At 64.6% G+C, this 24,736-nt stretch carries 22 protein-coding genes and 1 tRNA gene; 10 read left to right on the top strand and 13 right to left on the bottom strand.

Annotation, left to right across the window (positions count from 1 at the left end; genetic code table 11):
* The first annotated feature begins 2 nt into the window (after window positions 1–2).
* On the top strand, window positions 3–2,510 hold the full coding sequence (locus tag V8J55_RS12905; RefSeq protein ID WP_336446046.1) for a TonB-dependent receptor: 2,508 nt from the start codon (window positions 3–5) through the stop codon (window positions 2,508–2,510).
* Window positions 2,511–2,536: 26 nt separating this feature from the next.
* Here the strand turns inward: V8J55_RS12905 and V8J55_RS12900 are convergent, their stop codons facing one another.
* The 7 genes from V8J55_RS12900 to V8J55_RS12870 all read right to left on the bottom strand — a co-directional run bounded on the left by V8J55_RS12900 (window position 2,537) and on the right by V8J55_RS12870 (window position 10,539).
* On the bottom strand, window positions 2,537–3,676 hold the full coding sequence (locus V8J55_RS12900) for an acyl-CoA dehydrogenase family protein (protein WP_336446045.1): 1,140 nt from the start codon (window positions 3,674–3,676) through the stop codon (window positions 2,537–2,539).
* Window positions 3,677–3,779: 103 nt separating this feature from the next.
* On the bottom strand, window positions 3,780–4,973 hold the full coding sequence (locus V8J55_RS12895) for an acyl-CoA dehydrogenase family protein (RefSeq protein WP_336446044.1): 1,194 nt from the start codon (window positions 4,971–4,973) through the stop codon (window positions 3,780–3,782).
* 181 nt (window positions 4,974–5,154) lie between these two features.
* Window positions 5,155–6,069: a PAS domain-containing protein gene (locus V8J55_RS12890; protein WP_336446043.1), complete on the bottom strand. Its 915-nt coding sequence runs from the start codon at window positions 6,067–6,069 to the stop codon at window positions 5,155–5,157.
* Window positions 6,070–6,165: 96 nt separating this feature from the next.
* Window positions 6,166–7,794: a TadG family pilus assembly protein gene (locus V8J55_RS12885; protein WP_336446042.1), complete on the bottom strand. Its 1,629-nt coding sequence runs from the start codon at window positions 7,792–7,794 to the stop codon at window positions 6,166–6,168.
* Between the two features lie 2 nt (window positions 7,795–7,796).
* Entirely contained in the window at window positions 7,797–8,240 is a 444-nt protein-coding gene (locus tag V8J55_RS12880; RefSeq protein WP_336446041.1) for a TadE/TadG family type IV pilus assembly protein, read from the bottom strand.
* 170 nt (window positions 8,241–8,410) lie between these two features.
* On the bottom strand, window positions 8,411–9,286 hold the full coding sequence (gene yghU, locus V8J55_RS12875; protein WP_336446040.1) for a glutathione-dependent disulfide-bond oxidoreductase: 876 nt from the start codon (window positions 9,284–9,286) through the stop codon (window positions 8,411–8,413).
* A 74-nt stretch (window positions 9,287–9,360) separates the two neighbouring features.
* Window positions 9,361–10,539, bottom strand: a complete 1,179-nt coding sequence (locus tag V8J55_RS12870) for a CaiB/BaiF CoA transferase family protein (protein WP_336446039.1) — start codon at window positions 10,537–10,539, stop codon at window positions 9,361–9,363.
* 141 nt (window positions 10,540–10,680) lie between these two features.
* Between V8J55_RS12870 and V8J55_RS12865 the strand changes: the two genes are divergently transcribed.
* Window positions 10,681–13,923, top strand: a complete 3,243-nt coding sequence (locus V8J55_RS12865; protein WP_336446038.1) for an amidohydrolase family protein — start codon at window positions 10,681–10,683, stop codon at window positions 13,921–13,923.
* Window positions 13,924–14,015: 92 nt separating this feature from the next.
* Window positions 14,016–14,105, top strand: a tRNA-Ser gene (locus V8J55_RS12860).
* A gap of 64 nt (window positions 14,106–14,169) precedes the next feature.
* Here the strand turns inward: V8J55_RS12860 and V8J55_RS12855 are convergent.
* Window positions 14,170–14,793, bottom strand: coding sequence for a Yip1 family protein (locus tag V8J55_RS12855; protein WP_336446037.1), 624 nt, complete (start codon window positions 14,791–14,793; stop codon window positions 14,170–14,172).
* Window positions 14,794–14,973: 180 nt separating this feature from the next.
* Here V8J55_RS12855 and hspQ point away from each other — a divergent pair, with 180 nt between their 5' ends.
* Window positions 14,974–15,348, top strand: a complete 375-nt coding sequence (gene hspQ, locus V8J55_RS12850) for a heat shock protein HspQ (RefSeq protein WP_037515235.1) — start codon at window positions 14,974–14,976, stop codon at window positions 15,346–15,348.
* Here hspQ and V8J55_RS12845 read toward each other — a convergent pair whose 3' ends face one another.
* Window positions 15,349–16,221, bottom strand: coding sequence for an ABC transporter permease (locus V8J55_RS12845; RefSeq protein ID WP_336446036.1), 873 nt, complete (start codon window positions 16,219–16,221; stop codon window positions 15,349–15,351).
* On the opposite strand from V8J55_RS12845, the gene V8J55_RS12840 reads away from it, so the two are divergent.
* The 3 genes from V8J55_RS12840 to V8J55_RS12830 are packed head-to-tail and all read left to right on the top strand — an operon-like array spanning window position 16,112 to window position 17,450.
* Window positions 16,112–16,342 (top strand): hypothetical protein, encoded by a 231-nt coding sequence (locus V8J55_RS12840; protein ID WP_171013343.1) that lies wholly within the window; start codon window positions 16,112–16,114, stop codon window positions 16,340–16,342. The two genes, V8J55_RS12845 and V8J55_RS12840, sit on opposite strands and share 110 nt — an antisense overlap.
* A 3-nt stretch (window positions 16,343–16,345) precedes the next feature.
* A complete protein-coding gene (locus V8J55_RS12835) occupies window positions 16,346–17,041 on the top strand; it encodes a GcrA family cell cycle regulator (protein ID WP_336446035.1) in 696 nt (231 codons plus the stop codon).
* A gap of 10 nt (window positions 17,042–17,051) precedes the next feature.
* Window positions 17,052–17,450: a PaaI family thioesterase gene (locus V8J55_RS12830; protein WP_336446034.1), complete on the top strand. Its 399-nt coding sequence runs from the start codon at window positions 17,052–17,054 to the stop codon at window positions 17,448–17,450.
* Between the two features lie 54 nt (window positions 17,451–17,504).
* Here V8J55_RS12830 and V8J55_RS12825 read toward each other — a convergent pair whose 3' ends face one another.
* Window positions 17,505–18,338, bottom strand: a complete 834-nt coding sequence (locus V8J55_RS12825) for an outer membrane protein (protein WP_336446033.1) — start codon at window positions 18,336–18,338, stop codon at window positions 17,505–17,507.
* 158 nt (window positions 18,339–18,496) lie between these two features.
* On the opposite strand from V8J55_RS12825, the gene parE reads away from it, so the two are divergent.
* The 3 genes from parE (at window position 18,497) to V8J55_RS12815 (ending at window position 22,307) form a co-directional block, all read left to right on the top strand.
* Entirely contained in the window at window positions 18,497–20,476 is a 1,980-nt protein-coding gene (gene parE / locus V8J55_RS12820; RefSeq protein ID WP_336446032.1) for a DNA topoisomerase IV subunit B, read from the top strand.
* 81 nt (window positions 20,477–20,557) lie between these two features.
* The gene (locus V8J55_RS21685; RefSeq protein ID WP_443030822.1) at window positions 20,558–20,980 is read left to right on the top strand and encodes a GFA family protein; all 423 of its coding nucleotides are present in this window, start codon (window positions 20,558–20,560) and stop codon (window positions 20,978–20,980) included.
* 10 nt (window positions 20,981–20,990) lie between these two features.
* Window positions 20,991–22,307, top strand: a complete 1,317-nt coding sequence (locus V8J55_RS12815; RefSeq protein WP_336446031.1) for a serine hydrolase — start codon at window positions 20,991–20,993, stop codon at window positions 22,305–22,307.
* 4 nt (window positions 22,308–22,311) lie between these two features.
* Here V8J55_RS12815 and V8J55_RS12810 read toward each other — a convergent pair whose 3' ends face one another.
* The 3 genes from V8J55_RS12810 to V8J55_RS12800 are packed head-to-tail and all read right to left on the bottom strand — an operon-like array spanning window position 22,312 to window position 24,733.
* On the bottom strand, window positions 22,312–23,103 hold the full coding sequence (locus tag V8J55_RS12810) for a LysR family transcriptional regulator (RefSeq protein WP_037515222.1): 792 nt from the start codon (window positions 23,101–23,103) through the stop codon (window positions 22,312–22,314).
* Complete coding sequence (apaG, locus tag V8J55_RS12805) at window positions 23,100–23,501, bottom strand: Co2+/Mg2+ efflux protein ApaG (protein ID WP_336446874.1); 402 nt, start codon at window positions 23,499–23,501, stop codon at window positions 23,100–23,102. Before apaG ends, V8J55_RS12810 begins: the two co-directional genes overlap by 4 nt.
* A gap of 23 nt (window positions 23,502–23,524) precedes the next feature.
* On the bottom strand, window positions 23,525–24,733 hold the full coding sequence (locus V8J55_RS12800; RefSeq protein WP_336446030.1) for a trans-sulfuration enzyme family protein: 1,209 nt from the start codon (window positions 24,731–24,733) through the stop codon (window positions 23,525–23,527).
* Window positions 24,734–24,736 lie beyond the last annotated feature (3 nt).

Raw genomic sequence — 24,736 nt, 5'->3', positions numbered from 1 at the left:
CCATGCACCCGCGCCTTTCCCTTGCCGCAGCAGCGATTGCGCTATGCCTGCCCGCGCAGGTTCAGGCGGCAGAGGAGCGCGCCTTCGACGTACCCAAAGGCAGTCTGTCGACCGCGCTGCCGGTGATCAGCCGGCAGGCCGGGGTTAGTATCAGCGTCGGCGATGCGAAACTCTGGCAAGGCCGCGTCAAATCGGTGCGCGGGCGGATGAGCGTCGAAGAAGCGATCCGCCGCCTGCTCGCTGGGTCCGACGCACGCGCCGTGCGGGTCAGCGCGACGAGCTGGCGTATCGAGCGTCGCCCTGCCCCCGTCCGTGTCGCGCGGGCGGCACCGGCACCGCGACACGCACCGCAGCCAAGGGCACGCGAACCATCGCAAGATGCGGTCGCGGCGGCGCAAGACGAAATCATCGTCACCGCGTCGAAGACCGATTTGCCCCTTTCGCACTTCGCCGGCGTCGTCACCAAATTGGATGGCGGCGATTTGGCGTTTGGCGGCGAGCGCGGGATGGATTCGATCCTCTCGCGAACCGCAACCGTCTCCTCGACCCATCTGGGTTCGGGGCGCAACAAGCTGTTCATTCGCGGTATCGCCGATTCAAGCTTCACCGGCCCGACGCAATCGACCGTCGGCCAGTATCTCGGCGATATCCGGCTCAGCTATAATGCGCCCGACCCGGACCTGCGCCTCTACGACATCGACAATGTCGAAATCCTCGAAGGGCCACAGGGCACGCTTTATGGCGCCGGGTCGCTCGGCGGGATCATCCGTGTCATCCCGAAGGCCCCCGATCCGCGCGAAATGACGGTCCAGGCGATCGCCGGACTGTCGATCACCCAGCATGGCGACCCCGGCGGGGATATTGCCGCGATCGCCAACATCCCCGTCAGCGACAACGGCCACGCGCTGCGCCTTGTCGGCTATATGCTCACCGACGGCGGCTATATCGACAATCCGCTGCGCGGGCAGAACGACGTCAACCGCGTCCATGTGCGCGGCGGGCGCGGGACCTTCCGGTTCGAGGCGGGCGACGACTGGACGATCGATCTGGGCGGCGTCTATCAGGCGATCACCTCCGACGACGCGCAATATGCCGACAAGGATGGCGCACCGCTCACCCGTAATTCGATGGTCGAGCAGAATGCAACCGCGCGCTACGGCATGGGCACCGTCGTTGTGATGAAGGATTGGGATGATCTGCATTTCCAGTCGTCCAATGCCTATATCGATCACCGGCTGTTCGAACGCTTCGACGCCAGCCTGCCCGAAGCGCGGCGAGGAACCGATATGTCCAGCGGCGGCATTCCAGCGCCTCCTTCGGTTGGAGCCGTCGATGTCGAACGCCTGTTCGCGCCGGTCCAGGTCATTCCGCTGAACGATGTTCCGCGCGTGCTCGACCAGCATAATGCGACGCGCATGTTCGTCAGCGAAAACCGCCTGTCGCGCCCCTATCGCGATGGCCTCGGCTGGGTGATCGGCGCAAGCTTCATCGACAATCGCGCGCGGCAGGACCGTGAGTATGGCTATGGCCCGCTTCGCGCGACCCTGCCCGGTGTGACCAACAAGATCACCGAATTCACCGGCTATGCCGAGGCGACCGTCGAGGTGATGCCCGACCTGATCGCATCGGGCGGCGTCCGCCTGTCGCACGCCAAACTGGGCGGCGCCGCTGAGGGTGTCTCCTATGCCCTCGCGCAGGCCAACCGTGCGACGACAGCATCACGCAAAGAAACCGACCTGCTGCCGTCCTTCTCGCTGCTCGCAACGCCGCTCCATAATGTCCGGCTCTATGCGCGCTATCAGGAAGGTTTTCGCCCCGGCGGGCTCGCGGTCGATGGCAATTTTGTACGGCGCTTCCTCAACGACCAGGTCCGCACATGGGAAGCCGGCATGCGCTTCGGCGACAAGGGGCAGAACCTGCTCGACGCCAGCATTTCGATCTCGCACAGCCGCTGGCGCAACATCCAGGCCGATTTCATCGACAGCACCGGTTTCCCGACCACCGCCAATATCGGTGACGGCCGCATCACCAGCCTATCGGGCGCGGTCGCGATGCGGCCAACCGCCGCGCTGACCTTCGAACTTGGCGCGGTTTACAACCATAGCCGCGTCGACGATCTCGCGCCGCAGATCCTGCCGGTGTACGATGCCGCGCCGGGCCGCCTCGGACGCATTCCGAATGTCGCGAGCCATGCGGTGCGCGGATCGGTCAACTACGCGACCATGATCGGCGACGAGGATTTCCGCGTGAACGGCTGGGCCAATTATATCGGCCCGTCGCGGCTCGGGATCGGACCGGTGCTTGGCGAAAGCCAGGGCGACTATATCGACACGGGGGTTGCGATGCGCGTCGGCAATGCACGCCGCGGCCTGTCGCTGACACTCACCAATCTGTTCGATTCACGCGGCAACCGCTTCTCGCTCGGAACGCCGTTCCTCGAAGGCAATGAGGGATTCCTCACGCCACTACGCCCGCGCACGCTCCGGATCGCCGTCGACGTCGCCTATTGAGGCGAGCGCCGACGGCGCTCGCGAAATCAGCCTGCCAGCGTGATCCGCTCGTAGCGGTCCATATGATGGTCGGCGCTGCCGAACTGGCCTTCGATCATCGTCGCGCGCTTGAAATAATGGCCTATGGCGAGTTCCTGCGTGATGCCGATACCGCCATGCGTCTGGATCGCGTTCTGGCCCACGAAATTGGCGCCACGCGCTACCTTTGCCTTCACCGCCGAGACTGCGGCCATGCGCTCGTTCGCAGGCAGGTTCAGCTTCAACGTGCCCATGATCGTCATCGAGCGTGCCTGTTCGACTTCCATGAACATGTCGACCATGCGGTGCTGGAGCACCTGGAACTTCGCGATTGGAACGCCGAACTGCTTGCGCTGCTGGGTATATTCGAGCGTACCTTCGTGCAGTTTCTGCATCACGCCGGTCGCTTCGGCGCAGACCGCAACCGTCGCTTCGTCGACGATCTGTTCGACCAGCGGCAGGCCGGTGCCTTCGCCGCCGAGCAACGCATCGCCCGGGATCGCGACATTCTCGAAATAGATTTCCGACGCGCGGCTGCCATCGACGGTCGGGTAGTCGCGGCGGACGATGCCCGGAAGATTGGCGTCGATCAGGAACAGCGACACGCCGTCGCGGTCGCGCGCATTGCCGCCGGTGCGCGCGGTGACGAGCAGATGCGTCGCCCAGGGCGCAGCATAGACGACCGATTTATGTCCGCTCAGTACATAGCCTGCGCCATCCTTCTTCGCGGTGGTGCGCAGGTTCGCAAGGTCGTAGCGGCCCTGCGGCTCTGCATAGGCGAAGGCGACGATCGCATTGCCCGCGATGATCTCGGGGATCATCGCATCGGCCTGCGCGCCGCCGACAGCCTTGAGCGCGCCGCCCGCGATGACGACGGTCGGCAGGTAGGGTTCGATCCCAATGACCTTGCCGAGCTCCTCCATCACGATCGCGTTTTCGAGTGCGCCGCCGCCGAGGCCGCCATGCTCTTCGGCAAAAGGCGCGCCAAGCATGCCGAGCTCCTGCGCGAGCGCGGTCCAGATCGCAGGGTCGCGGCCAGTGTCGCTATTGATGAACTTCTGGCGCGTTTCGAAATCATAGGTATCGCCAAGGAAGCGGGCGAGCGTGTCGCGGATCATGTCCTGCGTTTCGGTGTAGGTGAAATCCATTATTGTCTCTTTCGTTGTTCCCCGGCGAAAGCCGGGGCCCATTTGCCGCATACGGCCCCAAAGGCCGCCAGGGACCCCGGATCAGGTCCGGGGTGGTTTCGGGTCAGAGACCCAAAACCATCTTCGCGATGATGTTGCGCTGAATCTCGTTCGACCCGCCATAGATCGTCGTCTTGCGCATGTTGAAATAGGTCGGCGCGGCGCGGTGCGCGTAATCAGGCCCGATCGGATGCTCGTTGTCGCCTTCGCCGAAACCGCGGAAATAGGGCGCGCCATAATGGCCGACCGCTTCGAGCGTCAGCTCGGTCAGCCGCTGCTGGATCTCCGACCCCTTAATCTTGAGCAGGCTCGATTCCGGCCCCGGGCCGCGATTGGCATTCGGGCCGGCAAGGCTGCGCAGTTCGGTGAATTCGAGCGCGGCCAGATCGACTTCCAGCTCGGCGACCTTGCGCTTGAAGAAGGCGTTGGCGAGCAGCGGCTTGTCCCCGTCGAGTTCGGTGCGGGCGATCGCCTTCACCTTCTCGATCCCACGCTTCGAAGCGGCGACGCCGGCGATGCCGGTGCGTTCGTGCGCGAGCAGGAACTTGGCGCAGGTCCAGCCCTTATTCTCATCGTAAACGCGCTGTGATTGCGGCACGCGGACGTCTTCGAGCCACACTTCGTTGACTTCATGCTCGCCGCCCAATGTGATGATCGGGCGCACGGTGATGCCGGGCGATTTCATGTCAATCAGGAGGAAGCTGATGCCTTCCTGCTGTTTCGCTTCCTTGTCGGTGCGGACAAGGAAGAAGCCCCAGTCGGCGTGCTGCGCCAGCGTCGTCCACGTCTTCTGCCCGTTGACGAGATAATCATCGCCATCGGCGACGGCCGTGGTACGGAGCGAGGCAAGGTCGGAGCCCGAGCCGGGTTCCGAATAACCTTGGCACCACCAATCCTCGCCCGACAGGATGCGCGGCAGGAAATGAGCCTTCTGTTCGGGGGTGCCGAAGGTGTAGATCACCGGGCCGACCATCGCGAGGCCGAAGGGCATCAGGCGAATGCAATCGGCGCGCGCGGTTTCCTCCGACCAGATGAAACGCTGCGTCGGGGTCCAGCCGGTGCCGCCATATTCGACCGGCCATGCGGGCGCGATCCAGCCCTTTTTGTACAGGATCTTGTGCCAGGCGAGGAAATCCTCCTTGGACATTTCTTCGCCTTCATCCTGCTTGTCGCGCAGGTCGGCGGGGTAATTTTCGGCGATGAACTGGCGAACTTCCTGTTGGAAGGCCAGATCCTCGGGGCTGAATTCCATGTCCATCACGAATCTCCCATTGGGCAATGGCGGCCCTTATATTGAGCGCTCACCTTTACGTAAACGGAAAGTTGTCGCTTGCAACCTTCCTTCCCCCAATGATTGCGCTTAACATCCCGGCTTGTCCAGCACGCGCAGAGCCCCTCGGCATCGCGGCTATCGAACGCGGATGCTGGTTCTAGCGGGGTTAGCGCGTGACGAGCACCACCGCGCCGTCGCTGGCATAAAGGCCGCGGACTTCGGCTATCGTCAGGGCGACGTCGACGACCGAGCCGTCACGCGTCACCATCTGCGATGCGATACGTGCGGGGGCGCCCGACCGAAAGACCGATTCGAGCGCCTCGACGAAGGCCGACCGCTGCCCGACCGCGAGCAGCGCCGAAAAGCGGACCCGCCGGACCGCCGCCGCATCTACCCCGAGCAGGTCGGTCAGCATTGCGTTCGCTGCCTCGACCGTTTCGCGCACCGAGATGCGGGCGTGGCCGATGCCGCCATCGATCTCGACCGCATCGAGCATCGCCTGCCGCATGTCGCCGGCGGCGAAGCCCTCGATCGCGTCGCTGACATCGCGCAGGACGATCGCACCGCCGACCGGCAAAGGAATGAGGTCGACATGCAGCCATTGGCGCGGGCGAAGCACGCCTGGGACGTCGCCCGAAAACCGCTCGCGATGGTCGAGCAGCCGGTTGATGTGATGAAAGATCAGGCTGTCCCTCAGGCCCGGCACCGCGGCCATCAGCTCCTCCCCAACCAGACTGGCGGCCGCGATCTCGAGCATGTCCGATGCCGCGGGGTTGAGCGCGGCGACACGCCGTTGCCGGTCGATCAGGATCACGCCGTCGCGGACCGATTCCACGAGACCGGCAAGCGAGGACTGCAATATGTCGGATGCCGCCGCGACCTCCTTCGCCACGTCGCCATCAAGACGGCGGTAGTCGTCGAGCGAAATCAGCACATGCGCGTCCTTGCCGTGATGCGTCACGACGACGGGCTTGCGCGCCGACTGCAATCGCCAATTGGCGAAGCCGCGGATGAAATCGGCCGCCGATACACGCTGTGGTTCCTGTGCCGTTGCCACCATATCCCCCTGAAAACCGGTCAATCCCCGTTCCCTATAGCCCGGCGCCGGCCTGCTTTGGGTCGGGAAGGGATCAATCGGCGGGCTGTCGTGTCCGGAACGGCGCCATTGCGCGAGTGATCAGACCAGCCGCGCCTTGCCGCAGCGCAGCGCGTTGACCCTTGTATCGGCTTGCCCGACATGCACCCCGAGCAGGCCGGTGAGGTCCGACAACAGGGTGTCGAGCACGGGCGCAGCCAGCGCCACCGTCTCGCCGATCACCGTCGTCAGCGGCTTCAGGTTCAGGCCGAGCCCGAGGACGTTGACGTCAAGGTCCATCCGATCGGAAAGCGATTTCGCGGCGCCCGCGACCAGCCCCGTGCTCGACACCGTCTTCACCTTGCCGTCGTCGATCTCGGCGCGCGAAAATGCGACCGGCTTTTCATTGAGGTCCGACAGGATGAGTTCGGCCTCCGCATCGACGCTGACGAGCGGCAAGGTGACGACGCGCGCCGGCCCCGGATCCAGCGGACGCTTCATGTCCTGAAAATCGCTGACGGGCACCGTTCCGATCGCCACCATCGCGGGGGAGGTCACGACGCCGAGCGACACCGCGGCCGAGCTGTTCGGGCGACAATCGATGTCGGTGATCCGCGCCGACGCCGACCCCAGTTCGGCGAGCACGGGGACATGGACGCTGGCCAGCGGCGTCTCGACGCGCGTGTCGACTTTCAGCCGCACCTGTGCGGTGCGGACAACGACATCATTGGTGTCCGTCACCGCGATTAGCGGCGAGCCCACCGGCGGCTCGCCGATCATCAGCGCGATATTGATCCCCGATTCGCCCGGCAGGTTGCCCGCCAGCGACAGGTCGACTTGCCGATTCGCATTTCCGAGCAGCAGCATCGTGCGCAGCAGGCTGAGCGCGTTGACCTTGACCGGGTTCGCCGCGTCGACCCGAATGCTTGAAGACCGCGGGCCGATGTCGATCGCACGCGACGGCAGCAGGGCGCGCGGCAGCACGCGATCCGCGATATGTTCGAGCGCGGTCGCCGCCTGTCCGTCCGACGCGCTCGCCAGCGCCGACACGACTTGCGGCAACGTTGCCTGGGTGTCGAGCGTCTGACCAAAGGTCAGCACATCGGCGTTGAGTTCGGTCCGCAGCGCGTCGGAGAAAGCCAGCAGGTCGATATCAGTGCTCGCAAGCGCATTATAGTCCATCACCGAAAGATTGACCTGGCTGCCCGTCAGGCCTGACAGCAGCGCATTGGGAAGGCCGCCGTTCACCGCCGCGACGCGCGACCCGAGCGAAAAGGCCGCATAACCGCGCCGTGCGCCGGTCGCGGTCGCACGTATGATGCTGTCTTTCCGGCCCGTCAGAAAACTGCCGAAGAACAGCGGGCGATCGCGCGTCAGCGTGATGCGCACGGCGTTCGGCGAGGCACCGCCGCCGGCAAAGCGCTGTTCGGCCTGGATCGACGGATCGGCGGTGTAGGTGCCGGGGTCGAGCACCGCGATACGAATGCCGCAATCGCAGTTCGCCGCGATGATCCGCTGCGCCGCCGCGCGCTCCTCGCCGGGCCGCCCCGCCGCCGCCATCGCCGCGGCATCGGCGATGCCCTGTAACTTGCGGCGGTCGAGATAGAGCGAGCCGAGATCGACCGCAAATGCCGCCGACCCGATCAGCATCGTCATGCCGAACGCCGTCGTGATGCTGATGCTGGCGCCGCGGTGGCGGACAAGGCGGCGAAGAAGGGGCAGGATCGCCATGATCAATCCACCGGCAATTCGAACGTCGCGCGGGAACGGATGACGTTGCCCGGCGACGGGACGAAGCTTGATCGCAGGAGGCTGTCCTGCGGCACGGTGAAGGTCACCGCGACGGTGATCGCCTCGCTCGTTTCGGACACCGCAACGCTGTGCGTGCCGTCGACCGCCTGCAGGCTGCGACCGACGGCGCGCGACGCGACCGCGCTGCGATCGGCCGCGTCGAGCCCGATAATCGACGCGCGGGCGCCGTCGTTGGCCGCCTGCTGCACGCTATGCGCGAGCATGAAATACTGGCCATAGACCAATATCCCCATCAGCAACGCGAGGAGCAGCGGCAGCACCAGCGCCATTTCGACGATGGCGGCGCCGCGCTCCCCGCGTGCCAGGGTAAGACCTGTCAGGGCAATCTTGCGGACGCGCCGCGAAAGTCGGATGGAACCTGCCATGCCGGCAGAATGGCGGCCCACAAATGAAAGCGGCGTCGAGAGAGCCCGACGCCGCTTTTGCGTATTTTTCAGGATTTTGCGGCGCCGGAACCGGGCTGATTTAGGGGCGCGCAGCCCATCGTTGAAGAACCGCTAATGTCGGCGCGGCGCCTTCAAACGAATAATGCGAATTATTCGGCGGCCTCCAACTTGTCCTGCGTGCGCAATTCGAAGTCGGACGCGTCGTGCCGCTCGCGCAGCTGGCTCGCCGGATCGCCCGTCACGCGGTTCACCATCCGCCCGCGCTTGACCGCCGGGCGCGCCGCGATCTGGTCGGTCCAGCGCTGGACATTCTTATAGTCATCGACCTGCAGGAATTCGCCGGCGTCATAGACGAGCCCCTTGGCGAGCGCGCCATACCAGGGCCAGATCGCCATGTCGGCAATCGTGTAATCGGCCCCCGCGATATATTCGCTTTCCGCGAGGCGGCGATCGAGCACGTCCATCTGGCGCTTCACCTCCATCGCATAGCGGTTGATCGGATATTCCTGCTTCGTCGGCGCATAGGCATAGAAATGGCCGAAGCCGCCGCCGAGGAAGGGCGTGCTGCCCATCTGCCACATCAGCCACGACAGCGCCTCGGCACGCTTCGCGGTTTCGGTCGGCAGGAAGGCGCCGAATTTCTCGGCGAGATGGATCAGGATCGCGCCCGATTCGAAGATACGGACCGGCGCAGCGCCGCTGCGGTCGACGAGCACGGGGATCTTGCTGTTCGGATTGGCCGCCACATAGCCGCTCGAAAACTGGTCGCCTTCGCCGATATTGATGAGCCACGCGTCATATTCGGCGCCGCCGTGTCCCGCCGCGAGCAGTTCTTCGAGCATCACGGTGACCTTCACGCCATTGGGCGTGCCGAGCGAATAGAGCTGCAAGGGGTGCTTGCCGACCGGCAACTCCTTGTCGTGCGTCGGACCAGCGACCGGGCGGTTGATATTGGCGAAACGCCCGCCGCTTTCCTTGTCCCAGGTCCAGATTTTCGGCGGCACATATTCGCTGGTATCGGTCATGGAGAACTCCTGGGCTGATTTTTATACTGACCGGTAACTTAAGTGGCGATTGCCGTTTGTCCACCCTCCCCGGCTCAAATAATCTTTGCCGCGCGCAAAGCCGAAATGGCTTCGGCGTCATAGCCAAGCTCGGCGAGGATTGTGTCGCTATGCTCGCCGACCTGCGGCGCACGCTGCGGATCGGCTTTGTCACTATCCGAAAGGCGGATCGGCGCGCGGATGACCGGCATCGCGCCAGCCGCGCCCGGATAGTCGACCGGCTCGACCAGCCCCATCGCCTTCACCTGCGGCTGCGCGAGCACTTCCCCCGCCCGCAACACCGGCGCCGCGGGCACCCGTCCGGCGGCCAGTTTAGCGATCGCCTCTTCGCTCGTCCGCTCGATGCACCAGCGCTGCATAATCGCGCTCAGTTCCTCGCCATTGTCGCCGCGCAGAATGTCGCTCGCATACAGCGGATCGCCCACCAATTCGGGTCGCCCGACCAGTTCGGCCCAGCGCGCGAAGATGCCATTGCCGACAATCTGGGTGATGATCCATCCGTCGCGGGTGCGGAAAATGTCGGTCGGCCCCGAGCTGAAGGCGCGATTGCCGATCGGCTGGCGATCAATGCCGTTCAGCGCATGGTCGATCGTCAGCGCGTTAGACATCGCGAGCGCGGTGCCCAGCAGCGACCCCGAAACGCATTGCCCCTTCCCCGTCGTCTCACGCTCGCGCAGCGCGAGCATGACGCCGAACGCGCAGTGGAGCGCTGTTCCGAAATCGACATAATTGACCTGCGCACGATAGGGCTGGTCGGGCGTGCCCGTCAGATGCACCGTCCCTGACATCGCCTGTCCCACCGCGTCGAACCCGACGCGGCTCGCCAGCGGCCCCTCGCTGCCGAATGCCGATGCTGTCGCCAGAATGATGCGCGGGTTTATCGCTGTCAGGCTGTCGTAATCGAGCCCGAGTTTTACAAGGGCATCGTGCGGCAGGTTCGCGATCACGACATCGGCGGCTTCGACCAACCGGCGGACGATCTCCCGCCCCTCCGGACTTCCGGGCTTCAGCGTCAGGCAGCGTTTGGCGCGGTTCATCTGCATGAACATCGCGCCCGACCCATCTTCGGCGACCGGCACTGAATAGCGATCGTCGTTGCCCCCCGGCGCCTCGATGCGGATGACTTCGGCGCCATAATCGGCGAGCAACGCCGCGCAATAGGGGCCGGCAATATAGCGGCCGAAATCCAATACCCTAATTCCCTTGAGCGGCACGCTCTGCTCTCCCGATCATGTTCTGCCGACCGGGCTAGCAGTCGCTTGTCGACCCTGCCAGCGCCTTCGTCGAAAGCTGCCGCTTGCATGTTCGCGAGCGAACCATATGGTCGGCACATAATTTCAAACGGGGATAATTTCATGGCGCGCTTCGCTCTCGCCCTCGCGGCGACTTTGGCTTGTTCAACCTCGGTCTGGGCGCAAAGCGCGCCTGCCTCTCCTCCCGCAGCCGACGCGAAACCCGACAAGTGGGACGTCAACGCCCCGCCGGGCCTCGCGACGCGCAAGGTCCAGATCGCGGTCGACGAGGGCAGCTGGATGAATGTCGATATCGCGCCCGACGGCCGCACGATCGCCTTCGATCTGCTCGGCGATATCTACACGATGCCGATCGAGGGCGGCACACCGACGCGTATCGCGGAGGGGCTCGCCTATGAGCATCAGCCGCGTTTCTCGCCCGACGGCAAGCGCATCGCCTTCGTCTCCGACCGCGCGGGCGGCGACAATATCTGGCTGATGAACCGCGACGGCAGCGACAAGAAGCAGATCTCGAAGGAAGATTTCCGCCTGCTCAACCAGCCGAGCTGGTCGCCCGACGGCCAGTTCATCGTCGCCAAAAAGCATTTCACGACCGGTCGCTCGCTCGGCACCGGCGAGGTGTGGTTATACCATGTCTCGGGCGGCGCGGGCGTGCCGCTGGTCAAGAAACCGAACGAGCGCCACCAGAAGGAACTCGGCGAGCCGATCTTCGCTGCCGACGGCAAGAGCGTCTTCTATACGCGCAACGTCACGCCGGGAGCGATCTTCGAATATGCGCAGGATAGCAACACCGACCTCTTCCACATCGAGCGCTACAGCCTCGAGGACGGCAAAGTCAGCACCGCGGCGTCGGGTCCCGGCGGTGCGGTGCGTCCGACGCCCTCGCCCGACGGCAAACGCCTCGCCTTCGTGCGCCGCGAAGGGACGCAGTCGAAGCTCTATGTGAAGGATCTCGCCTCGGGCACCGAGAAGAAGGTCTATGACGCGCTCGATCAGGATGTGCAGGAAACCTGGGCGGTCACCGGCGTCTATCCGAACATGGCATGGACCCCCGACAGCCGCGACATCCTCTTCTGGTCCGGCGGCAAACTGCGCCGCGTCAGCGGTGCCGGCGGCGACGCCCGCATCATCCCGTTCAGCGTCAACGACGACCGCACGATCGTTGATGCGACGCACCCGGCGGTCGAAGTCGCGCCCGACAGTTTCGCGACCAAAATGCCGCGCTGGGCCGAGGTCTCGCCCGACGGGCGCAACGTCGTGTTCGAGACGCTCGGCAAGCTGTGGGTCAAGCCCGCGACCGGCGGCAGCGCACGGCGGCTGACCGGCGCGAAGGACGATGCGATGGAAGCGTGGCCCAGCTGGTCGCGCGACGGCAAATCGCTCGTCTTCGTGCGCTGGACCGACGGCGGCATGGGTGAAATCCACGTCGTCGGCGCGGGCGGTGGCGCCTCGCGCAAGCTGACCACCGCCCCGGGCCACTATGCCGAACCGCGCTTTTCGCCCGACGGCAAGACGATCGTGTTCGAACGGCGCGGTAGCGGCGGGCTGACCTCGGCGCGCTGGAGCGAGGATCCGGGCGTCTACCGCATCGCCGCAAGCGGCGGCACCGCCGAACGGATCAGCAGCGACGGCGCCAAGCCGCAGTTCGCTGCAACCAGCGACCGCGTCTTCATGGTCACCGCGAGCGACGGCAAGAGCCAGCTCGTCAGCACCGACCTTCGCGGGCAGGACAAGCGCGTCCACGCCAACGGCGAGCTGGTCAGCGACTATGAAATCTCGCCCGACGGCCGCACGCTGGCGTTCCGGCAGAACTACGACGCCTATGTCACCCCGCTGATGCCCGGCGGACAGGATGTCTCTCTCGGCACCAAGAGTGGTGCACTGCCCGTCACGCGCGTTTCTGGCAGCGGCGCCGAATATATGCACTGGTCCGACGGCGGCCGCCGCCTCCACTGGAGCCGCGGCGCGACGTTGTTCAGTGCCGATCTGGCGAGCTTCTTCACGAGCGCGCCGGTCGACGAAAAGGCGCCCAAGTTCACACCGCCGACCGACGGCGTATCGCTCTCGATGACGCAGGCGGCGTCGAAGCATAAGGGCGTCGTCGTCATCACCGGCGCCAAGATCGTGACGATGGCCGACAAGGACGGCGGCGTGATCGAAAATGGCGCGATCGTCATCGACGGCGATCGCATCACCGCGGTCGGCCCGGCGGGCGCGATCACCGTGCCTGCGGGCGCAGTCACCGTCGATGCGACCGGCAAGACGATCGTCCCCGGCTTCGTCGACGCCCACGCGCACGGCTCGCACGGCGACGACGAGCTGGTCCCGCAGCAGAATTGGTCGGAGATCGTCAACCTCGCGATGGGCACGACGACGAGCCATAATCCCTCGTCGCGCGCCTCGGAGATTTTCGTCTCGTCCGAAATGCAACGCGCCGGGCTGATCCTCGCCCCGCGCATCTTCTCGACCGGCGAGGTCATCTATGGCGCCAAGGCAGCCGGCGTTTATGCCGAGATCAACGGCTATGACGACGCGCTCGCCCACGTTCGCCGCCTGAAGGCGCAGGGTGCGCACAGCGTCAAAAACTATAACCAGCCGCGCCGCGACCAGCGCCAGATGGTGGTGAAGGCGGCGCAGGTCGAGGGCATGACCGTCGTGCCCGAGGGCGGGTCGCTGTTCACGCAGGACGTCACGTTGATCCAGGACGGCAATTCGACCGTCGAGCACAATGTCCCGCTCCACATCTTCTACAAGGATTTGGTCCAGCTGTGGGGGCAGACTGAGGTCGACTACACCCCGACACTCGTCGTGACCTATGGCGGTCCCGCGGGCGATCCCTATTGGCGTGCGCACACCAATGTGTGGGAGCATCCGATCCTGTCGCGCCACGCGCCGCCGGCCGAACTCGCGGCGAACAACAAGCGCCGCGTCATCGCGCCCGAGAGCGATTATGTCGACGATGATTCGGCGCGTCAGGCGGGCAAGATCGCCGCGACGGGCCGCATGGTCTCGATCGGCGCGCACGGCCAGCAATCGGGCCTCGGCGCGCATTGGGAAATCTGGTCGTTCGTGCGCGGCGGCTGGAGCAACATCGACGCGCTGCGCGCCGCGACGATCATGCCTGCCACCTCGCTCGGCTATGCAAAGGATGTCGGATCGCTCGAGGCCGGGAAGCTTGCCGACCTGCTGATCCTCGACGCCGACCCGACCGAAAATATACGCAATACCGAGCAAATCCACCGCGTGATGCTCGGCGGGCGGCTCTACGATCCACTGACGATGAACGAGGCCGAGACGGGGGCGCGCAAGCGCCAGCCCTATTGGTGGGAGGCCGACAAGCCCTGATCGGGTGACGATACCAAGCGGCGGGCCGTAATTTTGTGACGAGAGGGTTGCAAGACGTTCGGACCGCCGCTAGGGGCGTCCACTCTCAGCGAGGAGAGTTGGCTGAGTGGTCGAAAGCGTCGCACTCGAAATGCGAAGTGCCGGCAACGGTACCGAGGGTTCGAATCCCTCACTCTCCTCCATTTTTCTACAATTTGACCACAGCAAGCCGCCCCGGCGCACGACCGGGGCAGCTCGCGGCGGCCGTTACCTGACGGTAACGAGCGACGGCGCGGCGAGCGTCGCGACGACCGCGCCGACGATCAGGAACAGTACGATATAAACGATGATCACCACCGCCGTGTAGCCGAACGCCTTGTCCTCTGGCGCCTTCATCAGCACCGGCAGGCCGAGATACAGGAGATAAAGCCCGTAGAGGGCGAACAAGAGGCCGATGACGGCAAGCGCGGGCAATATTCCGAAGATGCCGCCGACCCAGCCGGCAGTCGCCGAATAGGCCGCGACCTTCAGCGCCTGGACCTGATCCTTTTGACCGCCGAAGTTCGGTGCGAGGCCGTCGATGACCAACGCGAGGATGAAGATCGTCGCCAGTGACAGGCCATAAGAAACCACCGCCGACACAAGCGCGCCCACGAGCGGCGGGTGGTATGTCACACCGAGCATGGTGAATCCGAAAACCTGCCCGCCGATGAACCCGGCGAGCGGGCCGATCGCCGCCAGCACAAGCACATAGGGCACATAGACCGATTGCACCGTCGCCGGCTCGGCGGCGATGATCGGCCATGTCTCTTTAGGTTTGAGAAGAATGTCCTTCGCGCGCTGGATAATGCCCGAAGCCGGGCCGGAGATATTGGGTGGTAAGTCCGTCATAATGCGTCTCCCCTGATCGTGCGGCCCACAACCCGAATGGGATATGCAAAAGCCAGAAGAGCGTTTTAGCCCGCATCGCCAATGCATCTGTAACGCTGATCACAGCCCGATTCGGCAAACCACAGCCGAATTGGAATGTAACGGACTTGAAACGTGCGTAAACTGCCATAGATTGACCCTATGACGCCCGAATCCACTTCCGAACTTCCCGCCACCGTTACTGCACCGCTGATCGGTCGCGCGCGTTTCGCGCCGGGCGATATCGTGCGCCACCGGATGTTCGACTTTCGCGGCGTCGTGTTCGACATCGATCCGGTCTTTGCGAACAGCGACGAATGGTATGAAGCGATCCCTGAGGATATCCGCCCGGCGAAAGAGCAGCCCTATTACCACCTGCTCGCCGAGAATGGCGACTCCTCGTACATCGCCTATGTCAGTCAGCAGAATCTGGTCGCCGATGGCGACAGCGGACCGATCGACCATCCACAGATCGACGCGATGTTCGAGGGGCTGGAACGCGGCCGCTATCGCGTCCGCGCCATCCATCGCCATTAATCAGGCTTTGAGCTTCCATCCCGAGGCGAGCAGGCGGTAAGTCAGCAGGCCCAGCGCGATATTCACGCCGACCAGCACGAGCGCCGCGGTCAGCACCGGGTTCGCGATCGTTGAATCGACCGTGCCGATAAAGCCGTAGCGAAAGCCCATGATCGCATAATAGACCGGGTTCCCGTGTGCGATCGTCTGGAACCACGGCGCGAGCTTGTCGACCGAGTAGAAGGTTCCCGAGAGCAGCGCGAGCGGCGTCACGACGAAATTGGTCACCGCGGCGGCATGATCGAACTTTTCGGCCCAGACCGAGGTGATGAGGCCAAGGAACCCCAGCATCGAAGCGCCGAGCACGCCGAAAACGGCAACCGCCCACAGATGGTCGGGCATGACATGCACACCGGGCCACAGCAGCATCGCGAGCCACAGCGCCAGCCCGACAAGAACCGACCGCGTGATCGCGGCGCCGACCAGCGCGATGATCAATTCGCCGACGGCGAGCGGCGGCATCAGATAATCGACGATCGTCCCTTGGATCTTGCCGACGAGCAGCGAAAAGCTCGAATTGGCGAAGCTGTTCTGCAGCATCGCCATCATTATGAGGCCCGGCGCAATGAAATCGGCGAAGGGAACGCCGATGACCGTCCGCCCCGCCCCGCCCAGCGCGACGGTAAAAATGACGAGGAACAGGAGCGTGGTGATCGCGGGAGCCCAGATTGTTTGCAGCTGGACCTTGAAAAACCGCCGCACCTCCTTGACATATAGCGCGTGCATGCCGGGCACGTTCAGCGTTCGAATATGGGGAACGCCGGGTTCGGCAAAAGTTGGAGTCGCGGCGGAATTTGTCGAGTCGGGGCGCGAAATTTGGGGCTGGTCGTTCATGGCGTTCTCGCCTATCGCCTCCCCGATCTTACCGCAAGCTGGGCAACGATTGAATGCCGGTCCCGAAAGGATCGACAATGCGGATCGCCTGACCGCCCGCAGCGTGAATGATGAGGAATAGATTATGTCATGGACCGACGAGCGCATCGAAAGCCTGCGCACCATGTGGGAAAAGGGGCTGACCGCCAGCCAGATCGCTGACGAACTCGGCGGGGTGAGCCGCAATGCGGTGATCGGCAAGGCGCATCGCCTCGGCCTGAAATCGCGCCCCTCGCCCGTCAAGGCGACCGAAAAGGTGGCCAAGCCGGTCAAGGCCGCGGCACCCGCGGCGCCGAAACCCGCAGCCCCCGTTTCCGCTCCGCGCGCAGCGGCCCCGGTGGCGCCACGCCCCGTCGCTGCGCCGAAACAGGAAGCCCGCCCCGCTATCGAGACACCGTCGGCGGATGGCGCTCTGGGCGGCGACGCCCCGCCGAAGGCCGATACGCCGCGCATCGTCTCGATCGGCCCCGGCGGTTTCATCCGTCAAGGCCCCGGCGATCAGCAGGCACCGATCCCACCGGCGCCGCCGCGCCGGCTGGTGCCCGCGAAGCCGAGCCCCGAGATCGCCGACAAGACGACCTTGCTCGATCTCAACGACCGCATCTGCCGCTGGCCGATGGGGCATCCGGGCGAGCCCGACTTCCATTTCTGCGGCGAAGCGGTGAACCCCGGCTTCCCCTATTGCGTCGAGCATTGCGGCCGCGCCTATCAGGCACAGCTGCCGCGCGGCACGCGCCGCCCGCCCCCGCCGCCGCCCTTCGGTGGTCCCCGGGTTCGTTAAGGCGCGTCCGGTGAGGCCGTTCGGCCAGGATTTCCAGTTCGCGCGCGCGCTCGGCCTGCAAATGGTCGAGCGCGGCGACGGGCGTTGCACGATGGCGATCGATATCGAACGCGAACGCCATTTCAACCCGAATGGCGTTGCGCACGGCGGCGTTGCCTATTCGCTCGCTGACACCGCCATGGGCGGCGCGCTGATGAGCATGCTCGAAGACGGGCTGGTCTGCGCAACGCTGGAAATCAAATTCAACTATCATGTCGGCGTCCGCGAAGGCCGGCTGACGTGCGAGGCGACCGTCCTTCACCAGGGCAAACGGATCGCCAATATCGATGCGCGGCTCTATCAGGAGGGCCGCCTCGTCAGCAGCGCGAACGGCAATTTCGCGATTTTCGCGGCGCCATCGGCCCGATAGGCGAAAGGCGCCGGATCTTTCGACCCGACGCCTCCCGTTCCCGCTCCCAAGAGGTCAGAAGCGGTAACTGATGCTCCCGCGGACGCTATGTGTGCGGAAATGCGAACCGCTGCGCTGAATATCGGTTCCCCCGCCGTTCAGCAGGAAAGGATTGATCGGCGGCGCGGTCCCGGGCCCGACATTCACTCGGTAATCGTCGTCCTTCACATCGGAATAGAGATACTCCAGCCCGACCGCGATCTTGTTGGTGAGCATCAGCTCGGCGCCGCCGCCGGCGGCGTAACCCCAAGCGTGCGTCTTGCCATTGTCGGCAAAGCTGTTCGCAGTATTCGAGGTCACGAACTTGTTGTCGAGGCGCGCATAAGCCGGGCCGCCGGTGACATAGAAGAGCGCCCCGCCGCCGGGCGTGTAGCCGGCGCGGACACGCAGACTGCCCTGATAATCGGCCTCGCGGCTCATCGTATAGCTCGCGGGCGTGGTCGAAAAGCCGCTGACGCTATCGCGCGCGACGCTACGGCCGCCTTCCAGAAGCGCGCCGACAACGAAATTGCCCATACGCTGATCAAGGCCGACGCGGCCGAAGAATTCGGGACCATCCTTGTCGTTGCGACAGCCGAGATTTGCGGTGCCCGTCGCGGCGCCATTACAGAAGCCTGGCGAGAAGGCGTTGGCGCCGCCCGACGTCGTCACCTGGTCACCGTAGGTGCCGTCGCGGTTGGTATCGAAGACCAGCGTTTCGTCGCGGTCGTTGCCCTGAAGCGTGCCGCCGCCGCCGATGCTGATATAGGGTCCGTTGAAATCCTGCGAGGTGTCGCGGCCTTCCTGCGCCACTGCGGGCATGGCGATCGCCGTGGCCGCAAGCGCGGTGAGGAGAGAGAGGGTTTTCATTTTTTACTCCACTTTTTGAATGACTTTGCAGTCGACACCCCAACCCGCCGCACGCATCCAAGGTTCCCGTGTTGGACGGAAACGGGATGAACGGAGTGCCGCACGGCCACCGAAAACCGCCCTTGCCAGCCGCCTTTCCTGCCCCCTATAGCTGGGCCATGAGTCACGATTTGTTCGACGCCGCGAACCCCGCCACCGAAAGCTATAACGCTTCGCAGATCGAGGTGCTGGAAGGGCTCGAGCCCGTCCGCCGGCGTCCCGGCATGTATATCGGCGGCACCGACGAGCGCGCGCTCCACCACTTGGCCGCCGAAGTCATCGACAACAGCATGGACGAAGCGGTCGCGGGTCATGCGACGCGGATCGAGATCGAGCTCGACGTCGGCAACCGGCTGACTGTCGTCGACAATGGCCGCGGCATGCCGGTCGATCCGCACCCGAAATTCCCGGGCAAATCGGCGCTCGAGGTCATTATGACCATGCTCCACTCGGGCGGTAAGTTCGAGGGTAAGGCTTATGCGACGTCGGGCGGTCTGCACGGCGTCGGGGTCAGCGTCGTCAACGCGCTGTCGATCGAAACCGAAATCGAAGTGGCGCGAAGCAAACAACTGTATCGCCAGCGCTTTTCGCGCGGCACACCGCTCGGCGGGCTTGAGGAACTCGGCCCGACGCCCAACCGCCGCGGGACGAGCGTGAGCTTCGTTCCCGACCCCGAGATTTTCGGCGATCATGGACGGTTCAAGCCGCAGCGCCTCTATCGCATGGCGCGCTCGAAAGCCTATTTGTTCGCCGGCGTCGAAATTCGCTGGAAATGCGCGCCCGAGCTGATCGGCGACGACACCCCCGCCGAGGCGACCTTCCAGTTCCCCGGCGGCCTTGCCGACCACCTCAAGGAACAGATCGGCGCCCGCGAATGCGCGACCGCCGAGCCTTTCGTCGGGCGGCAGGATTTCCCGGGCGACCAGGGCCGCGCCGAATGGGCGATCGCCTGGCCTTTGTGGTCCGACGGATCGTATAGCTGGTATTGCAACACCATCCCGACCCCCGCGGGCGGAACGCATGAAGCAGGCCTGCGTTCGGCGCTCACCAAGGGTTTACGCGCCTTTGGCGAGTTGGTCGGACAGAAGAAGGCCGCGCAGATCACCGCCGAAGATGTCTTCAACGGCGGCGAGATGATGCTCTCGGTCTTCATTCGCGAACCGCAGTTCCAGAGCCAGACCAAGGATCGCCTCTCGAGCCCCGAGGCGGCGCGCTTCACCGAAAACGCGGTGCGCGACCATTTCGATCATTTCCTGTCGGACAATATGGACCGCGGCCGCGCGTTGCTCGGTCTTGTCCTCGACCGGATGGATGAGCGCCTCAAGCGCAAGGCCGAACGCGAGGTCAAGCGCAAGACCGCGACGAGCGGGCGCAAGCTACGCCTGCCCGGCAAGCTCACAGACTGTGCGAACGACGGTCCCGAAGGCACGGAATTGTTTATCGTCGAAGGCGACAGCGCCGGCGGCAGCGCCAAGCAGGCGCGCGACCGCAAGACGCAGGCGATCCTGCCGATCCGCGGCAAGATATTGAACGTCGCGAGCGCCAGCGCCGACAAGATCCGCGCCAATCAGGAAATCGCCGACCTCGCGCTCGCGCTCGGGTGCGGGATGCGCAAGGATTGCGACGCCGACCGGCTGCGCTACGAAAAAATCGTGATTATGACCGACGCCGATGTCGACGGCGCGCATATCGCGACTTTGCTGATGACCTTCTTTTTCCAGGAAATGCCCGACATCGTGCGGCGCGGCCACGTCTATCTGGCGCAGCCACCGCTCTATCGCATCACCTCGGGCAATACATCGGTCTATGCACGCGACGATGCGCACCGCGCCGAGATCGAGGCGACACAATTCAAGGGCAAGAAGGTCGACGTCGGCCGCTTCAAGGGCCTCGGCGAAATGAACCCGAACCAGCTCAAGGAAACGACGATGGACCCGGCGACGCGCTCGATGCTGCGCGTCACGCTGCCGCAGGAATATGAGGAGCGGCACCTGGTCAAGGACCTGGTCGACCGGCTGATGGGCAAGCACCCTGAACATCGCTTCCAGTTCATCCAGGCGAATGCCGCGACGCTTGACGAGGCGGCCATCGACGCCTGATTTTGAGCTTTGACCGGTAACTTCCTGCGTTCGGGGAGGATTTACGAGCGGGCGACGGGCAGAAATTGGAGTAGGGCGCTGGTGAGCAAGCGATACAGCGGCGGCTGCCTGTGCGGTAGCATTCGATTCGACGCTGCGGGAGCGCCCGCCAAACCCCACACATGTTCGTGTAAAATGTGTCAGCGACACACCGGCGCCCTAACCGCGGCTTGGGCCGAATTCCCCGCCGACGCGGTAAGCTGGACCGGCCCCGGAGGGCCCCCATCCACCTGGCGATCATCGGAATTTTCCAGCCGGGCCTTTTGCCCGGCCTGCGGGAGCAGCTTGGGCGCGATCGATGACGAGCCGATTATCGCCTTGCTTCTCGGGGTGTTCGACAAGCCCGGCGACAAGGCGTTGATGCCGATTTCACACGCCTTTCGCGATCGCCGCCCGAAATGGTGGTGCGTTGACGTAAAAGCCGCGCTTCCGCAAAACGACCCTCCCGCCCAGGCGTCGGATTGAGGAGAAGGCCTTGATATCCGTCTTCAACAGACTCGCCGTCGCGATGCTTGCGGTCGCCCTGCCCGCTTCCACCACGCTGGCCCAATCGCCCGAAACGACCGCGCCGGCTCCGGGCACCGCCTTCGACCGCCGCGCCGCCCAACTGGTCGATCTCCTCACCGGCAAGATCGCCTTTGCAGATTATTTCGACCCGTCATTCCAAAAGGCCATCCCCGAGGCACAGTTCAAGACGTTCATCGGCGGCCTGATTGCACAATATGGAAAGCCGGTCGCCGTCGACAGCGCCACCCCGACCAACGGCCGTTCGGGAACGGTCCTGCTACGTTTCGAAAGGGGCGTCGCAACTGTGTTGCTGGACGTCGGCGCAACGGCTGATGCGCGCGTCACGGGACTGCGCGTCACTGGCGTCACCGTGGCGAACGACAGCTTCGACAAGGTCGCGGCCGAAATCGCCGCGCTGCCGGGACAAACGGGCTTCCTCGTCGCCGAACTGGGCGAAGCCGGCATCCGACCCCTCGCCTCCGCCAACCCTGATCGGCAATTCGCGGTCGGATCGACGATCAAGCTCTATATTCTCGACGAACTCGCAGCGCAGGTCGCCGCGGGCAAGCGCAAATGGTCCGACGTCGTGCCGTTGTCGCATTTCAGCTTTTCGTCGGCGGGGACGGCGAACTGGCCCGCCGATACGCCGGTGACGCTGCAGACGCTCGCCAACTGGATGATCTCGGTCAGCGACAATGGCGCAACCGATACGCTGATCCACCTGCTCGGCCGCGGGCCGATCGAGGCGCGGATGCGCACCGCGGGGCACAGCGATGCGTCGCGCAACATCCCGCTGCTAACGACGGTCGAAGCCTTTGCCCTCAAGGGAAATAATTTCAATGATTTGCGTCCCGTATTTATCAAGGGCGAGGATGTCGCGCAGCGGAAGCTGATCGAGAGCAACCAGAACCGCCTCACCCTCGCCAATGTCGACGGGATCAGTTTCACCGACGGCCCGCGTTTCATCGACAGCCTCGAATGGTTCGCCAGCCCCAACGATATGGCACGGCTGATGGTCGACCTCCGCGCACGCCAGTCGAAAACCCTGCTCGCGGCGATGGCAATCAACAATGGCGTCGGTCCCGTCGCCGCGGCCGACTGGACATATCTCGGCTACAAGGGCGGGGCGGAAAATGGCGTTTTGTCGATGAGCTTGCTCGGGCAGCGTAAATCGGACGAAAAATGGCTCGTCGTCACCGCGAGCTGGAACAATTCCGAGGCGAATATCGATACCGAAAGGATGGCCGGACTGGTCACCCGGCTGCTGGCGCTGGCCGCGAAATAGCGGTTCAGGCGGTCAGCGCCGCGACCAGCGCCTTGACCTTGGCCTGTCGCCATTGCGGGGTCGGGGCAACGAGCCAGTAACCGCGTTTTACCGCGACCGTTTCGCCCACCTGCCGGACACGTCCCGCGGCGATATCGGCCTCGGCGAGCATCGCGGGAACATTCGCCTGTCCCAGCCCATTGGCCGCGGCATCGATCGCAAGGCCCGCATCGCCCAGTCGCAGCGCGGGTTCGCCGTCGGCCACAGGGCAGCCCGGCCACGCGATACGCGTGTCGCTGTTGCTCCCCGGTCCCGACACGGTGACCATCAGCGCGTCGGCGAGCGCCACACCTTCATGTTCGCCCGCCCCGTCGGTCCAGAAGATCGCAAGGTCGAGGTTCGCCTCGGTAAAATCGATGCCGCTGTCGGCCGACACCAATGTGAAGCGCACATCGGGCGCCTGCTGACTGTAGCGCGCGAGGCGCGGCGCGAGCCATTTGGCGGTCAGGTCGCGCGGCGCGGCGATCGTCAGCGACTGCGACGATTGTCCCGCCTGCATCGCACGCACCGACTCTTCGAACTGCAGGAAGCCTTGCCGCAGCGCGTCGAGCCCGGCATCGGCCTCGCCCGTGAGCTCGAGCCCCTTGGGCGTCCGGCGGAACAACACGACGCCGAGCATATCCTCGAGCGCCCTGATCTGTTGCCCGACCGCCGCGGGAGTCACCGCCAGCTCGTCGGCGGCGCGCGTAAAGCTCAAATGCCGGGCAGCGGCGTCGAACACGCGCAGGGCGTTCAGCGGCAGGTGCGTGCGTTTCATAACGCCGTCGCAGGCGCCACGAGCGGAAAATGCGGGATCGCGACGAGCAATTGCGATCCGTCGCCGAGTTCCATCGCATAGCTGCCGACCATCGATCCTTCGGGGGTCGGCAGCGGGCAGCCCGAGACATAGTCGTACGCGCCGCCGGGGACGATCAATGGCTGTTCGCCGACCACGCCTTCGCCCTCGACTTCGCTGATCTGGCCGCGGCCGTCGGCGATCCGCCAGTGGCGGCTGATCAACTGCACCGCGCCCTCGCCATGGTTTTCGACGCGGACATGATAGGCCCAGAACCAGCGGCCGAGCGCCGGATGCGACTGTTCGGGCAAATAGCTGACCGCCACGCGCACGGTGATCGACCCGGTGGTCGCCGCAAAGGGGAAGAAGGAGTCGATCATCGTGTTCATCGCGTCAGCGTCGCTCAAAGCCCCACCTTGGTCAATGCCTGGTCCAGATCGGCGATGACATCGCGCGGATCTTCGAGGCCGATATTGATGCGCAGCATACCCTCGACGACGCCCATGTCGATACGGGCTTCTTCGCTCACGCCATAATGCGTCGTCGACCAGGGGTGGCAGCAGAGGCTGCGCGAATCGCCGATATTGTTGCTGATGTCGACGAGTTCGAGCGCGTTGAGGAACGCCATCGCCTGCTCGCGGCCACCGTCGAGCACGAAGGAGAAGATCGGCCCGCACGCGCTCGACTGACTCATCGCGAGATTATGCTGCGGATGGCTCGCGAGCCCCGGGTGGAGCATGCGCGCAACGCGCCCTTCGATCGCCTTGCCGACCGCGAGCGCATTTTCCGACTGACGCCGCGCGCGCAGATCGAGCGTTTCGAGACCCTTCAGCACCACCCACGCATTGAACGGCGACAGGTTCGGCCCCGTGTTGCGCTGGAACGGCAGCAGCACGTCGTTGATGAATTTATCGGTCCCACACACCGCGCCGGCGAGGACGCGTCCCTGGCCCTCCATCAGCTTCGTCGCCGAATAGGCAACGACGTCGGCGCCGAAATCCATCGGGCGCTGGAGCACCGCGGTAGCAAAGGCATTGTCGACCACCGTCGTGATGCCATGCGCTTTCGCAAGACCGCACACATGTTTCATGTCGACGATGTCCATCGTCGGATTCGCTGGGGTTTCGAAGAAAAAGACCTTGGTGTTCGGCTTGATCGCCTTTTCCCACGCATCATTGTCGCGGCCGTCGACGACCGTCGTCTCGATGCCGAAGCGCGGGCAGAGATGGTCGACGAGCCAGCGGCACGATCCGAAGGCGGCCTTTGCGGCGACGATATGGTCGCCCGCCGACAGCTGACAGAGCAAGGCGGTCGTCATCGCGGCCATGCCGGTCGCCTGCGTGCGGCACGCCTCGGCGCCTTCCATCAGCGCAATACGTTCTTCGAGCATCGCAACGGTCGGGTTCTGGAGGCGCGAATAGGTCATGCCCTGTTCTTCGCCGGCAAAGCGCGCCGCGACTTCCTCGGCGCTATCGTAGGTGTAGCCCGAGGTCAGGAAGAGCGCTTCCGACGTCTCGCCATGCTCACTGCGCCACGTCCCGCCGCGCACCGCCTGCGTCGCGGGGTGCCAGTTTCTCGTCTTGCTGCGGTCGAAACCCGTCGTTTTTTTCATCTT

This window comes from Sphingopyxis sp. CCNWLW2 (assembly GCF_037095755.1).
In the GTDB taxonomy this organism is placed as follows: Bacteria; Pseudomonadota; Alphaproteobacteria; order Sphingomonadales; family Sphingomonadaceae; genus Sphingopyxis.
The sequence above is the reverse complement of the archived record's forward strand: the minus strand, read 5'-3'. Positions and strand labels throughout refer to the sequence as shown.